The sequence below is a fragment of the Nocardia sp. NPDC050406 genome, assembly GCF_044459025.1.
GTDB lineage: Bacteria > Actinomycetota > Actinomycetes > Mycobacteriales > Mycobacteriaceae > Nocardia.
This window is the reverse complement of record NZ_JBITIM010000003.1, coordinates 1,018,167-1,032,307: the sequence shown is the minus strand read 5'-3', so window position 1 is coordinate 1,032,307 and position 14,141 is coordinate 1,018,167. Positions and strand designations below refer to the sequence as shown.

The following is a 14,141-nucleotide window of genomic DNA, read 5'->3' as shown; positions in this document are numbered from 1 at the left end:
GGTCACTCGTACCGCGTGTGGCGGGGCGCGGGCACACCAATACACTCGCGGCGTGGCAGACATCTCGATGCGCGGACGGCTGGCGTTGCGGGCGGCGACCTTGGCTTCGCGAGCCTCGCAAGCGGCCGGGCGCGGTAAGGGATCGATGATCGGCGGCCTGATCGCGCTGAAGATCGACCCGACGATCATGACGCAGCTGGGCCGGGGCCGTCGCACGGTCCTGGTGACCGGCACCAATGGCAAGTCGACCACCACGCGGATGACCGCGGCGGCGCTCGGCACCCTCGGCGAGGTCGCCACCCAGGCCGACGGCGCGAATATGGACGCGGGCATCGTCGCCGCGCTCACCGCGCACCGCGGCGCCGCGCTGGCGGCCATCGAGGTGGACGAACTGCACCTGCCGCATGTGGCCGACGCCCTCGAACCGGCGGCGGTGGTGCTGCTCAATCTGAGCCGCGACCAGCTGGATCGGGTCGGCGAGATCAATATGATCGAGCGCCGCCTGCGCGCGGGGATGGCCAAGCATCCCGACGCCGTACTCATCGCCAATTGCGATGACGTGCTGGTGACCTCGATCGCCTACGACCACCCGAACGTGGTGTGGGTGGCGGCGGGCAGCGGCTGGGCCGTGGATGCCACCAGCTGCCCGCGCAGCGGCGAACCGATCCTGTGGGACGGTGATCACTGGTACAGCACCGGGGCGGATTTCCAACGCCCGCAACCGGATTGGTGGGTGGACGAACACACCCTGTACGGACCCGAGGGCCTCGAACTCCCGCTGAATCTGGCCCTGCCGGGGCGCGCCAACCGCGGCAATGCCGCCCAAGCCGTGGCCGCGGCCACCGCCGTGGGCGCGAATGCCGCCGCGGCCACCGCCGCCGCGGCCACCGTGCGCGAGATCGCGGGCCGCTACCGCACCGTCCAGGTCGGAGACCACACCACCCGCCTGCTGCTGGCCAAGAACCCGGCCGGATGGCAGGAGGCGCTGTCCATGATCGACCCCGCCGCAACGGGTTTGGTGATCGCGGTCAACGGCCAGGTGCCCGACGGCGAGGATCTGTCCTGGCTCTGGGACGTGCGCTTCGAACACTTCGAGGGCACCCAGGTGGTGGCGGCCGGAGAGCGCGCCACCGACCTCGCGGTGCGCCTCACCTACGCCGGGGTGGAGCACACCACGGTGGCGGATCCCTTGCGCGCCATCGCCTCCTGTCCGCCCGGCCAGGTCGAGGTGCTCGCCAACTACACGGCGTTCCGCGATCTCAACCGCGATCTCGAGGAGAAGGCAGGGGTGCGGGCATGAGCGAATCGACCGTGCGGATCGGGCTGGTGCTGCCCGACGTCATGGGCACCTACGGCGACGGCGGCAACGCGCTGGTGCTGCGGCAGCGGCTGCGCATGCGCGGGTATACGGCCGAGATCGTCGACATCTCCCTGAGCGACCCGGTTCCCGACTCGCTCGACATCTACACCCTCGGCGGCGCGGAGGATTCGGCCCAGCGCTTGGCCACCCGCCACCTCCAGCGCTACCCCGGCCTCCAGCAGGCCGCGGGGCGCGGTGTGCCGGTGCTGGCCATCTGCGCCGCCATCCAGGTGCTCGGGCACTGGTACGAGACCTCCTCGGGCGAGCGGGTGGACGGCGTCGGACTCATCGACGTCACCACCTCCCCGCAGGCCAAGCGCGCCATCGGCGAGGTGGCCACGACTCCGCTCGTCCCCGGACTGTCCCAACCGCTCACCGGCTTCGAAAACCACCGTGGCGGAACCAAACTCGGAGGCGAGGCCACCGGCCTGGCCCGGGTGACGCGGGGCGTGGGCAACGGTGTGGGCGACGGGCTCGAGGGCGTGCTGCAGGGCTCGGTCATGGGCACCTACATGCACGGCCCGGCGCTGGCCCGCAATCCCGAACTGGCGGACTACCTGCTGGCTCGGGCGCTCGGCGTGGACTCCCTTCCACCCCTTGATCTCCCGGAAGTGGAGCAATTGCGCCGCGAACGCCTGCGCGGCTGAAAACAGCTCGGACGTAGCGACTTTCGTGAGCCTGCCACCATATGGCAGGCTCACGGTCGTATTGGGCGCGTATCCCGTGTCCCCCATAGGTATCGACCCCGACGGTTGATGCGTCCGCGCTATGACCGGACCGTGCGGTCACGGTGCGGACGCGTCGGCCCGTCGGATTGTTTCGATCGTGTTGAGGGGACGAGTCGGGGCCGGTAGTGTCGCGCGCGGCCAGACTTGATGAGGGAGGTGGCCGGTTGCGCAGACGCGCCGTGTTGAAGGCTGCGGGTGTGGCCGCACTGTTGGCGTCGACCGGCGCGAGCGCCGTCGCGCGCGCCGAGGGATCGTCGAATCCCGCGTGGCCCGCCCTGTTCCAGGAGTGGGTGCCGGAAATCTTCGCCCCGCTGCCGGATCCGCCGGAGCACACCGAGGCCATCGTCATCGGCTCCGGCTTCGGCGCGGCCGTCACGGCACTGCGACTGGCCGAGGCCGGGGTGCGCAATACCGTGCTGGAGCGCGGCTCGCGCTGGCCCAACGACCCGTGGCGGGAGATCTTCACCGGCGACGATCTGCCGGACGGCCGCGGCTTCTGGCATCGCACCACCTTCACCGGCGTGACCAAGGTGCCGATGTCGTTCGTCGATTTCGGCGGCGTCCTGGATGTGACCGAATATCCCGGCATCGACGTGTGGCGGGCGGCCGCCGTGGGCGGCGGATCGGTCATCTTCACCGGAGCCATGGTCGCGCCGCCGAAGAAGCTGTTCGACTCGGTCTTCGCGGGCATCGTCGACTACGACGAACTCGATCGCGTCTACTTCCCGCGCGTGCGGCAGATGCTGCGGCTGAGCCCCATGCCCTCGGATGTCTACAACTCCGCGCCGTTCACCCATTCGCGCGTCTGGGACCAGCAGGTGCGCGCGGCGGGATACGAACCGCAGCCCAATGATTCGGCCTTCAACTGGGATATCGTCCGTGGTGAACTGGCGGGCACCACGCGCGCCTCGGCCACCGCCTCGCGCAGCAATCTGGGCAACTCCAACGGCGCGAAATTCGATCTCAACCAGAACTACCTGCGCTACGCCGAGGCCACCGGAAAGACCGGCATCTACCCCGGCCACCGTGTGGATTCCATTGCGCAGGAAGGTAATCGGTACGTGGTGACGGTGAGCAAGCTGGCGCCCACCGGCCAGGTGCTCGCCACCCGCACCCTCACCTGCGACAAGCTCTTCCTCGGCGCGGGCTCGGTGGGCACCTCGGAGCTGCTGGTGCGCGCCCAGGCCACCGGGGCGCTGCGAAACCTCAACGAGCACATCGGCGACGGCTGGGGCACCAACGGCGACGTGGTGCTGGCGCGCGGCGCGCAGGCGCTCGCGGGCGTCGGCGGCGGCGTGCCGAGCGCCAGCCGGATCTTCGATCAGTCGGGGACGCCGTTGACGCTCGAGAACTGGTATGTCCCAGGCATTCCCGTGGACACCGGGGCCATCGCCTCGCTCGGTATGGTGCTCGACCCCACCCGCGCCCGTTTCGGCTACGACAGCGCCGCCAACCGGGTCGCGCTGTCCTGGTCGCGGCGCACTCAGGACACGGTCCTCGCCGCCTGCCGCGCGGTGGACGACCGGATCGCCGAACGGGGCCGCGCCATCATCGATTACACGCCCATCGGCTACGACGCCCAGGCATTCTTCACGGCGCATCCGCTCGGCGGCGCGGTGCTGGGCCGGGCCACCGACGCCTACGGCCGCGTACACGGTCACCCGGGCCTCTATGTCATGGACGGTGCGGCCCTGCCCGGCAGCACGGCCACGGTCAACCCGTCGCTCACGATCACGGCCGTCGCCGAGCGCAATATCGAGAACATCCTCCGCAGCGGGCGCTGACCGGCCGGTCCGACCGCACGGATCGCCCGCTCGGAGCCCGGTTCCCCACCGGTCGGCTCACTCCCGGTTACTCTCGGCGGGGCCGTTTCGATGTGGAAGGGGTCAGCGGTGACCGACCTGAATGCTCCGGACGACGAGTTTCCCCGCAAGCCACCCGTGCTGTGGACCGATTTCCTCATGCTCGCGCTGGCGGTGGTGTCGGTGGGCCTGGTCGCGTGGGTGACCTTCTGGAACGTGCCGGATCGGACCTACCGCACGATCGTCGTGGTGGACACCGCCATCTGCGCGATCTTCGCCATCGAGTTCCTGTGGCGCTGGCGGCGCGAGGGCTGGCCCTGGTCCTTCCCGTTCATCTACTGGTACGAGGTCCTGGGCATGATCCCGGTGACCAGTCCGTTCTTCCGCGGCTTCCGCCTGCTGCGCATCATCGCGGTCGTCGTGCGCCTGGCCCGGGTCGCCGATCGCGCCTTCGGCGACCGCGTCACCGCGGCGCTGGTGAACCGCTTCGTCAGCACCATCGTCGAGACCATCAAACGCCCGGTGACCATGGCGGTGATGGACGAGGTCGCGGGCGTGCTGCGCACGGGCCACATCGCCCGCAATATCGCGAACGCGTTGGAGGAGAACCGCTCCGAGCTCGACCAGATGATCGTGGAGGTCATTCGCCGGGACCCGCAGATCGGCCGCATTCGCTATGTGCCCTTCCACGAGGACATCATTCGCACCATCGCCGACGCCAGCTTCCGCGTGGTCTTCGAGGTGCTGGCCGATCCGCGCACCGATGAGTTGGTCGCTGATGTGTTGCGGGAGAACGTGAATCAGATGCGTGAGTCGGTGCGCGAAGGCGTGCGGGTGCCCGAGTCCATCAACCACCGGGTCGATCCCGCACGCCTGGCCTGACTTACGCCGCGTGCGGCGCGTGCCGAATCTCCTCGCGAATATCGCCGTGCCGCACCGTTTCCCATGCGATCAGCGCCATCAGCACCGCGCACAGCATGCCCAGCGCCACCAGCGCGGGCACCGTCGCCGCGAGCGGAATCAGCGCCAGCAGCACCACCGCGGCCACCAGCCGCTGCACGCTGACATTGCCCGTCGCGTACTGCTTGAAGCCGACCAGTGCGACGAGATACGCGATGACACCGCCGTACAGCGCGAACAGTGGAATACCGGTGAGCGCGTCGTGCAGCGTGTGCCCCTGCGCCTCACCGACGTAGTTGAGCACCTTCTTCATGCCCAGCGACAGCGCGATGATGCCCACGATCATCGGGAAGTGCCAGTAGGTGTAGCAGCCGCGCGCGATCCGAATCTGCCGGTCGCCCTGCGCGTGCGCCAGCGCGTGCTCCACCGTCAGCGCGGCCACGTCGAAGTACGCCCACCACAGCAGCCCCGAAATCGCCAGTCCCAGCATGGATCCCAGCGCGATGGGCCACGAGATGGGCAGTCCGCTCACGCCGATGCCGATGGAGACGATGGATTCGCCCAGCGCCACGATGATGATGAGCCCGTAGCGCTCCGAGAAGTGTTTGGCCGAATTGAGCCGCCAGTCGGTGCCCGCGAGCAGGGTCCAGAGCATATCCCCGGCGATCGCCGCGACCCACAGGCCGATCTGCAGCGAACCGTGCGTGAAGGCCGCGCACACCAGCAGGACGCCGCCGATGGTCAGCGACCCGAAGCCCCACCGCACCACCTGCCCGCGCAATTGCGGATCGTTCGCGCTGGCGAGCAGGAAGACGACGAGGTGTACGAGACGCACCACCAGATAGCCGATGGCGAAGACCAGTGGCGCGTACCAGCCGCCCGGAAGATCGTGGAACGCTTCGGGAATGGCCAGCGCCATGAGGAAGGTCCCGCCCATGGCCACGAACATGGCCACCCGGGTGATGCCCTCGTCGGCGCGCACCACATTGCCCAGCCAGGAGTAGGCGATCCACAGCCACCACATGAGCGCGATGACCACCAGCGCCCGGAGCATGTTGACGGCGCTGATCTCGTGCGCCGCCATGGCGGTGACCATGGTGAACGCGAAGACCAGCACCAGATCGAAGAAGAGTTCGAGCTGTGTCACGGAGGAGTCCGCGGACACCGCGACCACTCGCGATCGTTTCGAATCGGCCATGGAGGACATCGTGGCAGGATTCGGACGATATTCGCAGACCTCCGGCGTTTTTCCGCCGACGGCGAAAGATCAGGCGAGACCGGGCTCGAACGATCCGCCGTACAGCCGCCCGGGGGAGCCCTGCGCCTCGTAGGCATTGTCGGTGTAGGCCACCGGCTCGGGTTCGGCCTCGATTCCGGCGAGATCCTCGACGTAGGCGATGAAGTTCTCCACCATCACCTCGCTCTCCCGATTGGCGGTGCGCTTGAGCAACAGTCCGGGCACGGGAATCGGCAGATAGGTCTCCGAGTGGAACCAGACCTCGGTGCCGTCCTCGGTATCGGTGATCTCGAAGAAGCCCTTACCCTTGGCGCCCGCACTGGATTCGCTGACCTGCCAGGAGATCCGGTCCTCGGTGCAGGTGTACTCGACGACCTGACGATCCGGTCGGCCGAGCAGGGTCGCGGAGACATAGACCCGCTTGGGACGCCCGTACTTGTCGCGGGATGCGACGCGCACATCCTGGTGGGAGGGCGACCAGTCGGGCAGCCGCTCGACCGAGAGCAGCGCCTCCATCACCGTTTCGGGTTCCACATCGACTACGAATCGGTGATCAGTCTTGGTACGCATTCCAACCTCCAGCTTCAGGGGCCGATTGTGACGAGCGTCGCTCGTGGAGTCAACCTGCCGGTCTGCTTATCGAGACCATTTCGAGACCTTCGCGCACGCGAATCTCGCTGCTACCCAACAGGATAGGAACGGCGCGGGGTGTGCTCGAGAAATATTGCCGGGCGGCGCTGAAATGCGTTGTGGGAGTGGTTGTCAGCCGGAGGGTTTCACTTCCCAATCCGGCCCGGGGAACACCAGGCTCTCGCGGCCGTCCTCGAACCGCACCACATACGGCGGGGCCCCGTCGTCGCCGCGCACCTCGATGACCTCCCCGGTGCGTTCGCGCAATCCGACCGCGTGGCTGTGGACGACAAGCTGGTCTCCGACATTCGCTCGCATGACTCGATTATCGAACCGTGGTGACGGGCGTCACAAGGATTCGCGACATTCCGCGCATTGACACCACTTCAGACGTAGTACTACATTCGTAATCACTACAAGCGAAGTACAACAATTGGGGCGGTAACATGCGAAACCTGATCTACTACGTCGGCGTCTCGCTCGACGGGTACATCGCGGGCCCGAACGGCGAGTTCGACTTCTATCCGGCACCCGACGACATGGCGGCGGAGATGACCGCCCGCTACCCGGAGGCCATCCCGCATCACCTGCGGCATCACGTTGGCATGTCCTCGGACGAACCGAACAAGGAATGGGACACGGTGCTGATGGGCCGGGCCACCTACGACGTGACGTACCTGAACGGTGTCACCAGCCCATACGCCCATATGAAGCAGTACGTCATCTCCACCACGCTCGGCGGTGTCGACGACCCGGCGGTGACGGTCGTCGGCGGTGACCCCGTGGAATTGGTGCGGCGCTTGAAGAACGAAGAGGGCAAGAAGATCTACCTCTGCGGCGGCGGTCGCCTGGCCGGGCAACTCGTCGGCGAGATCGACGAACTCGTCCTCAAGAGCTACCCGGTGATAGCGGGCGCGGGCGTCCCGGCCTTCTCCGGCAATTTCGACCCGACCCTGTTCCGGCCCACCGAGCGCAGGGAATTCAGCAATGGGGCTCAGGTCACCTGGTTCACCCGCGCCTGACCCTCACGCGGAGTCGGCGAGAAACGACAGCCGCACCTTTCGGTCCGGGTTGTCCACATTGAGATCGACGAACGCGATCGACTGCCAGGTCCCCAACGCCAAGGCCCCGTCCACCACCGGCACCGTGGCATAGGGCGCGATGAGGGCGGGCATCACATGCGAGCGCCCATGCCCCCGCGACCCGTGCGCGTGCCGCCACCGATCATCGGCGGGCAGCAGATCACGCAGCGCCGCCAACAGATCGTCGTCACTGCCCGCGCCCAATTCGATGAGCGCGATCCCGGCGGTCGCGTGCGGCACGAAAACATTCAGCAATCCGTCACCGCCGCCCGCGGTGCGCAGAAACTCCTCGCACAGCGGCGTGATGTCGTGCACCGCTTCGGTACCGCCGGTCTCGACCTCGACAACCGTGCTCTTCATGGATTACCTCCTGAGTCAGGTCTTTTCGCGAAGTAGGGCGGTCACCCGAACCGAGGTGTCGTGCAGCTTCTCGAAGACATCGAGCAGCAGTTCCATCTGTTCGGGGGTGTATTCGCCCATCACCTTGCCGAATTCCCGCGCCAGCACCTCGTAATGCGGTGCGATGTCGTCGATGCGTTCGGCCACCGCGGTGACGATCACCCGCCGCCGGTCCTTCGCGTCGTGCTCGCGGCGCACGTATCCGCTCTTCAGCAGCCGGTCGATCATGCGGGTGATCGCGCCCGTGGTGAGTCCGGTGCGCTGGGCGAGCTCCCCGGCGGTGGCCGGACCGCCCAGGCGCAGCAGGTTCAGGCACCGCAGATCGCTCACGTGCAGGCCCAGCCGGTCGGCGACCGCCTGATGCATCATCACCGCGTCGGTGGCATTGCGCTGGGCGGCGAGCGTCAGGGCCGCGCCCAGCTCCTCGTATTTCTCGCTCATTTGCTTGACAGCATAACCTGATCGGAGCAATATCTTACTAGCTCAACTATTGAGTGAGTCATCTAGTGACTGGTTCAATTTTCTCCGAGAGGTAGGCCATGACCACTCAGCAGCTCACCGACGAGGCCGCCGTCCGCGCCGTCTTCGATCGCCTGAACCGCGCCTGGGCCGACGCCGACGCCGATGCCTTCGCGGCCGAATTCACCGACGACGCCGATTACGTCACCTGGTTCGGGACCTACTATCGGGGCCGCTCCGACATAGCGACGGTGCATCGCCCGGTCTTCGAGAAGTGGCAGAAGGGCACGCGGCTGGACGGCGAGGTCGTCTCGGTCCGATTTCCGACCCCCGATGTCGCGCTCGTGCACGGGCTCGGCGCGGTGGTGAAGCCCCAGCGTCGGCGCACCGCGCGCAATACGAAGGTGAACCTCTTGGTCATGGTCCGCCAGGGCGCTGACTGGCGGATCGCGGCCTTCCACAACACCAAGCGGAACTGGTTGCTGGCCAAGCTTTCCGGCCGTCACGAGCCGACGCCGGTGGCATAACCTGGGTCACAGCCGGGGAGGTGGGGGTAAAACGGCTGGACCCGGCTCGGTAGGGTTGGGGGTCGGTAGCAGCAGTTTGTCGATCTTGTTGGAGGATTCCACCGTGGCTCTCGTCGTTCAGAAGTACGGAGGATCCTCGCTCGAATCAGCAGAGCGCATCCGTCGCGTCGCTGAACGGATCGTCGAGACGAAGAAGGCGGGCCACGATGTGGTCGTCGTCTGCTCGGCGATGGGCGACACCACCGACGAACTCCTGGACCTGGCCCAACAGGTGGCCCCCGCGCCGCCCGCCCGCGAGATGGACATGCTCCTCACCGCCGGTGAGCGCATTTCGAACGCGCTGGTGGCCATGGCCATTCACTCGCTCGGGGCCGAGGCCCGGTCGTTCACCGGCTCCCAGGCCGGTGTCGTCACCACCGGCGCGCACGGCAATGCCCGCATCATCGACGTCACCCCGAGCCGGGTCCGCGACGCTCTCGACGAGGGCACCATCGTGCTGGTCGCCGGATTCCAGGGTGTGAGCCAGGACAGCAAGGACGTCACCACGCTGGGTCGCGGTGGTTCCGATACCACCGCGGTCGCGCTGGCCGCGGCGCTCGAGGCCGACGTCTGCGAGATCTACTCCGATGTGGACGGCGTCTTCACCGCCGACCCGCGCGTCGTGCCGGACGCGCAGAAGCTCGATCAGGTCTCCTACGAGGAGATGCTGGAGCTGGCCGCCACCGGCGCGAAGGTGCTCATGCTGCGGTGCGTGGAGTACGCGCGCCGCTACAACGTGCCCGTGCATGTGCGCTCGTCGTACACCGACAAGGTGGGCACCTACATTTACGGATCGATGGAGGACATCCCCTTGGAGAAAGCAATCCTCACTGGCGTCGCGCACGACCGCAGCGAGGCCAAGGTGACCGTCGTCGGTATTCCGGACGTCCCGGGCTACGCCGCCAAGGTGTTCCGCGCCGTCGCCGATGCCGAGATCAATATCGACATGGTGTTGCAGAACATCTCGAAGGTGGAGACCGGCAAGACCGACATCACCTTCACCCTGCCCAAGAGCGAGGGGCCGCGCGCGGTCGAACTGCTCACCAAGCGCCAGGGCGATATCGAGTTCTCCCAGGTGGTCTACGACGACCACATCGGCAAGGTGTCCCTGGTCGGCGCGGGTATGAAGTCGCATCCCGGCGTCACCGCCACCTTCTGTGAGGCGCTGGCCGACGCCGGAATCAATATCGATCTCATCTCCACCTCCGAGATTCGCATCTCGGTGCTGGTCAAGGACACCGACCTGGATCAGGCCGTGCAGGTGCTGCACCGCGCCTTCGATCTGGGCGGCGACGAAGTGGCGGTCGTGCACGCCGGATCGGGGCGGTAGTCATGGGTGTACGTGTAGGTGTCGTCGGCGCGACCGGACAGGTCGGCGCCGTCATGCGAAAGCTGTTGGAAGAGCGCGACTTCCCGGCCGACGAGGTGCGCTTCTTCGCCTCCTCGCGCTCGGCGGGCAAGACCCTGCCGTGGCGCGGCCAGGAGATCGTGATCGAGGACGCCGAGACGGCCGACCCGACCGGACTCGATATCGCGCTGTTCTCGGCCGGTGCCACCATGTCCCGCGTGCAGGCCCCGCGCTTCGCCGCCGCCGGTGTCACCGTCATCGACAACTCCTCGGCCTGGCGCAAGGATCCCGAGGTGCCGCTGGTCGTCTCCGAGGTGAACCCGGAAGCCACCCGCAACCTGGTCAAGGGCATTATCGCCAACCCGAACTGCACCACCATGGCCGCCATGCCGGTGCTCAAGGTGCTGCACGACGAGGCCGGACTCCAGCGTCTGGTCGTCTCCAGCTACCAGGCCGTGTCGGGCTCCGGCCTGGCCGGTGTGGAGGAGCTGGCCTCGCAGGTGCGCGCGGTCATCGACGATGCCGAGAAGCTCACCCACGACGGTTCCGCGGTGGAGTTCCCCGCGCCGAACAAGTACGTCGCGCCCATCGCCTTCGACGTGATCCCGCTGGCCGGTTCGCTGGTCGACGACGAGTCCGGCGAGACCGACGAGGACCAGAAGCTGCGCAACGAGTCCCGCAAGATCCTGGGACTGCCCGAGCTGCTGGTCAGCGGCACCTGTGTGCGCGTGCCGGTCTTCACCGGCCACTCGCTGTCCATCAATGCCGAATTCGCCGCACCGCTGTCGGTGGCGCGCGCCAAGGAACTGCTGGCCGACGCCCCCGGCGTCAAGCTGGTCGACGTCCCCACCCCGCTGGCCGCCGCCGGTATCGACGAATCCCTCGTCGGCCGTATCCGCCAGGATCCGGGTGTTCCGGAGGGTCGCGGTCTGGCGCTGTTCATCTCGGGTGACAACCTGCGAAAGGGCGCGGCGCTCAACACCATTCAGATTGCCGAAGTACTGCTGAACAACCGCTGAGGCTGTTCGAGAAAGGCCGCCCGATCCGCGATGGATCGGGCGGCCTTCGTCTGTGGGCTCACTCGGTGGGCAATGGCCCGTGGCGGTCCAGGTGCAGATAGGTGTAGCCGGTGACGACCAGGCAGACCACGGTCGAGAGCAGGAGCAGGCCGAGGCCGTCGGTGATCATGTTGATCAGTCCGCCGATGAGCCCGCCGAACAGGAAGCTCGCCCAGATGAGGAAGTAGCCGAGCCAGTCGGCGGGGGTGCCGCCGCCCGCGAGGTGGCGCTCCAGGCCCTGGCCCATCTTCACGAGGCTGCCGGTGTAGTAGGTGATGGGCACCGAGACCTCGCCGTCTTTCACGAACGAGGTATTGAGCGCGCCTGTGCCGAAGGCCACGAACAGGATCGGGAGCAGATCGAGGTCCGGGCCGCTCATCGGGTCCACCGAGAAGTAGTCGATGGTGGTGGCGACGGCCAGGCTGGCCGTGGTGAGCAGGACCGGTCCGTGGGGATGCTGGGTCCAGAAGTGCCGCCTGCACCACGAGGCGACGAAAACCCCGGCCACGAAGCTGATGATCAGCCCGATCGCCGACAGGGCCATACCGCTCTGACCGTCGAACCAGTTCACGATGGCGCGCTCGGAGTTGCCGGTCATGAAGGTGACGAAGTAGCCGGAGGTGTGCAGCAGGGCTGCCGCGCCGATGACCCCGGCCAGGGCGGCCAGCACCCAGGACAACCGGGCCTCGTTGTCGAACATGCCCGCGTAGGGGCTGTCTTTCTGGTCCGGCACTGGTGAAGCTCCTTCCAAGGGATATGAGCTTTTCCAGTCATACCGGTGGAACCTGAGAATCCGCTGCTGCCGGGCGCTATTGCTAGCAGTTTGCTATAAGTCGCGGCTCTGTGCGGGCGTCGCCGTCGGAATTCAGTCCGCCCATAGCTCCGCGCAGGGCAGCGGGCGTAGGTGTTCCGGCACTTGGCTGTCGATGGTGACCTCGATACGGTGCGGGCGTAGTCGCGCCGCAAGACGTTCGGCAATGGCCGTGTCGCAGCGGTAGTCGAGCGCCATTCCGCCGGGAAAACGTAGGCGCACACGAACTTCGGCCATGGCTACCTTCTGTCGATGGTTCGTCGACGGTCTTCATTAAGAAGGTAAACACAGAAAAATTGCGGTGCAATAAGAAAAATCCATGTTCCATACTGTGCGCCGTAAGCTCCCCCGGTCTGCAATCCTTTACGGCAGATCCGATCGGAAGGAGTGAGCATGGGTTCGTTACGACGCCGCCCGGGGATCTACCGGGCGGGGATGCCGACACACTGGCGGTGATCGCCGGGAAAGCCGAATCGGCAGAAGGAGTTTGACCCGGTGGCCGAAAGTACCCTAGGGGCACGGGTAGCGGAGTTGCGCCGGCGTAGAGGGCTATCGCAGAAGGAACTGGGCGCTGCCATCAGGCGCTCGGAAAGCTGGGTTTCGCAGGTGGAGCGCGATGTACTGCCGGTCGAGAGACTGTCGGTACTGCAACGGCTCGCCGATGTTCTCGGAGTCGCGGTCCGAGATCTGCGACCGGAGGCGGCCGAACCGATGGCCGCCGATCGCACCGGTGCCGACCGGGCGGGATCGGCGGTTTTCGAACAATTGCGGCTACTGCTCACCGGACATCCGGCACTCGAGCAGCTGTTCGGCGCGGAGACCGGTCGCGAGCCGGTCGAGCTGTCGAGGCTGCGCGAACGAGTCGATCTGGCCTGGCAATTGGCGCACGAGTCCCGACTCGTCGAAGTGGGCAGCAGCCTGCTGGAACTCATTCCCGACCTCGAGAACGCGGCGCGCGACACGGTATCCGATACCGCGGCGCGGCACGAAGATACGAAGACCCGGCGCGAAGTGCTCGGTCTGCTGTCGCGCGCATATCAAGCCGCGGCAACGGCTTTCACGCGCCAGGAGGAGATCGATGCCGCCTGGGTGGCGGCCGATCGCGCCCTGGCCGCGGCCGAGGGATCCGGTGATCCCCTGCGCGTGGTGGCCGGAACCTACCGCATGGCACAGGCTTTCCTGCGCCTGCAACGCTTCGAGCAGGCCGAACAGGCCGCGCGCAGCTCGGTGGCGGCGCTGACGCCGCTGATCTCCGACGATCAGCGCGGCGGCCCGGAAGTGTTGTCGCTCTACGGTTCTCTCCAGCTCATGCTGGCGGTGATCGCCGCGACGGACGGCAACCGCGCGCACGCGCGCGCCGGTCTGTCCGCCGCGCGTACGGCGGCCGAGCGAATAGGCGAGGGGCGCAACGATTTCGACACCGAATTCGGTCCGACCAGCGTCGCGGTGCACGCGGTGGCGGTGGCGGTCGAATTGGGTGATGCCGGTGAGGCGCTCGATATCGCGCGGGCCGTCGACGCCAGTGCGCTCTCCGCCGAGCGGCAGGCCCGCTTCCAGGTGGATGTGGCGCGGGCACATGCCCAACGGCGACAGGCGCATCAGGCCCTGGAGGCGCTGCTGGCGGCGGAGCGGCTGACACCGGAACTGGTGCACACCCATCATCGGGCGCGGGAGGTGATGCGCGATCTACTACAGTTCGCGGGTCGTCGCCCCTCGGATGAACTGCGGGAACTGGCGGGCCGCGCGGCGGTGACGCCTTAG

Annotated in this window: 16 protein-coding genes; 9 read left to right on the top strand and 7 right to left on the bottom strand. The window is 67.1% G+C overall.

What is annotated here, in order from left to right:
* Window positions 1-67 precede the first annotated feature (67 nt).
* From ACIBH2_RS28180 to ACIBH2_RS28165, 4 genes are all read left to right on the top strand, one after another.
* The gene (locus ACIBH2_RS28180) at window positions 68-1,300 is read left to right on the top strand and encodes a MurT ligase domain-containing protein (RefSeq protein WP_397123076.1); all 1,233 of its coding nucleotides are present in this window, start codon (window positions 68-70) and stop codon (window positions 1,298-1,300) included.
* Complete coding sequence (locus ACIBH2_RS28175; protein WP_397122746.1) at window positions 1,297-2,007, top strand: type 1 glutamine amidotransferase; 711 nt, start codon at window positions 1,297-1,299, stop codon at window positions 2,005-2,007. Before ACIBH2_RS28180 ends, ACIBH2_RS28175 begins: the two co-directional genes overlap by 4 nt.
* 245 nt (window positions 2,008-2,252) lie before the next feature.
* On the top strand, window positions 2,253-3,872 hold the full coding sequence (locus ACIBH2_RS28170) for a GMC oxidoreductase (protein ID WP_397122744.1): 1,620 nt from the start codon (window positions 2,253-2,255) through the stop codon (window positions 3,870-3,872).
* 108 nt (window positions 3,873-3,980) lie between these two features.
* Window positions 3,981-4,772: an ion transporter gene (locus tag ACIBH2_RS28165; protein ID WP_397122742.1), complete on the top strand. Its 792-nt coding sequence runs from the start codon at window positions 3,981-3,983 to the stop codon at window positions 4,770-4,772.
* Window position 4,773: 1 nt separating this feature from the next.
* Here the strand turns inward: ACIBH2_RS28165 and ACIBH2_RS28160 are convergent, their stop codons facing one another.
* From ACIBH2_RS28160 to ACIBH2_RS28150, 3 genes are all read right to left on the bottom strand, one after another.
* Window positions 4,774-5,988 (bottom strand): low temperature requirement protein A, encoded by a 1,215-nt coding sequence (locus ACIBH2_RS28160; RefSeq protein WP_397122740.1) that lies wholly within the window; start codon window positions 5,986-5,988, stop codon window positions 4,774-4,776.
* A gap of 69 nt (window positions 5,989-6,057) precedes the next feature.
* On the bottom strand, window positions 6,058-6,597 hold the full coding sequence (locus ACIBH2_RS28155; RefSeq protein WP_397122738.1) for an SRPBCC family protein: 540 nt from the start codon (window positions 6,595-6,597) through the stop codon (window positions 6,058-6,060).
* 192 nt (window positions 6,598-6,789) lie between these two features.
* Entirely contained in the window at window positions 6,790-6,975 is a 186-nt protein-coding gene (locus tag ACIBH2_RS28150; RefSeq protein ID WP_397122736.1) for a DUF1918 domain-containing protein, read from the bottom strand.
* Window positions 6,976-7,103: 128 nt separating this feature from the next.
* On the opposite strand from ACIBH2_RS28150, the gene ACIBH2_RS28145 reads away from it, so the two are divergent.
* Window positions 7,104-7,679 (top strand): dihydrofolate reductase family protein, encoded by a 576-nt coding sequence (locus ACIBH2_RS28145; protein ID WP_397122734.1) that lies wholly within the window; start codon window positions 7,104-7,106, stop codon window positions 7,677-7,679.
* A 3-nt stretch (window positions 7,680-7,682) separates the two neighbouring features.
* Here the strand turns inward: ACIBH2_RS28145 and ACIBH2_RS28140 are convergent, their stop codons facing one another.
* Both ACIBH2_RS28140 and ACIBH2_RS28135 read right to left on the bottom strand, forming a co-directional pair.
* The gene (locus tag ACIBH2_RS28140) at window positions 7,683-8,099 is read right to left on the bottom strand and encodes a secondary thiamine-phosphate synthase enzyme YjbQ (protein ID WP_397122732.1); all 417 of its coding nucleotides are present in this window, start codon (window positions 8,097-8,099) and stop codon (window positions 7,683-7,685) included.
* Between the two features lie 15 nt (window positions 8,100-8,114).
* Window positions 8,115-8,579: a MarR family winged helix-turn-helix transcriptional regulator gene (locus ACIBH2_RS28135; protein WP_397122730.1), complete on the bottom strand. Its 465-nt coding sequence runs from the start codon at window positions 8,577-8,579 to the stop codon at window positions 8,115-8,117.
* Window positions 8,580-8,677: 98 nt separating this feature from the next.
* Here ACIBH2_RS28135 and ACIBH2_RS28130 point away from each other — a divergent pair, with 98 nt between their 5' ends.
* From ACIBH2_RS28130 to ACIBH2_RS28120, 3 genes are all read left to right on the top strand, one after another.
* Window positions 8,678-9,124, top strand: a complete 447-nt coding sequence (locus ACIBH2_RS28130) for an SgcJ/EcaC family oxidoreductase (RefSeq protein ID WP_397122728.1) — start codon at window positions 8,678-8,680, stop codon at window positions 9,122-9,124.
* 103 nt (window positions 9,125-9,227) lie between these two features.
* The gene (locus ACIBH2_RS28125) at window positions 9,228-10,493 is read left to right on the top strand and encodes an aspartate kinase (protein WP_397122726.1); all 1,266 of its coding nucleotides are present in this window, start codon (window positions 9,228-9,230) and stop codon (window positions 10,491-10,493) included.
* A gap of 2 nt (window positions 10,494-10,495) precedes the next feature.
* Window positions 10,496-11,530 (top strand): aspartate-semialdehyde dehydrogenase, encoded by a 1,035-nt coding sequence (locus ACIBH2_RS28120; protein ID WP_397122724.1) that lies wholly within the window; start codon window positions 10,496-10,498, stop codon window positions 11,528-11,530.
* Between the two features lie 58 nt (window positions 11,531-11,588).
* Here ACIBH2_RS28120 and ACIBH2_RS28115 read toward each other — a convergent pair whose 3' ends face one another.
* A complete protein-coding gene (locus ACIBH2_RS28115; RefSeq protein WP_397123074.1) occupies window positions 11,589-12,269 on the bottom strand; it encodes a YoaK family protein in 681 nt (226 codons plus the stop codon).
* Window positions 12,270-12,434: 165 nt separating this feature from the next.
* Window positions 12,435-12,617: a hypothetical protein gene (locus ACIBH2_RS28110; RefSeq protein WP_397122722.1), complete on the bottom strand. Its 183-nt coding sequence runs from the start codon at window positions 12,615-12,617 to the stop codon at window positions 12,435-12,437.
* 258 nt (window positions 12,618-12,875) lie between these two features.
* Between ACIBH2_RS28110 and ACIBH2_RS28105 the strand changes: the two genes are divergently transcribed.
* The gene (locus tag ACIBH2_RS28105; RefSeq protein ID WP_397122720.1) at window positions 12,876-14,141 is read left to right on the top strand and encodes a helix-turn-helix domain-containing protein; all 1,266 of its coding nucleotides are present in this window, start codon (window positions 12,876-12,878) and stop codon (window positions 14,139-14,141) included.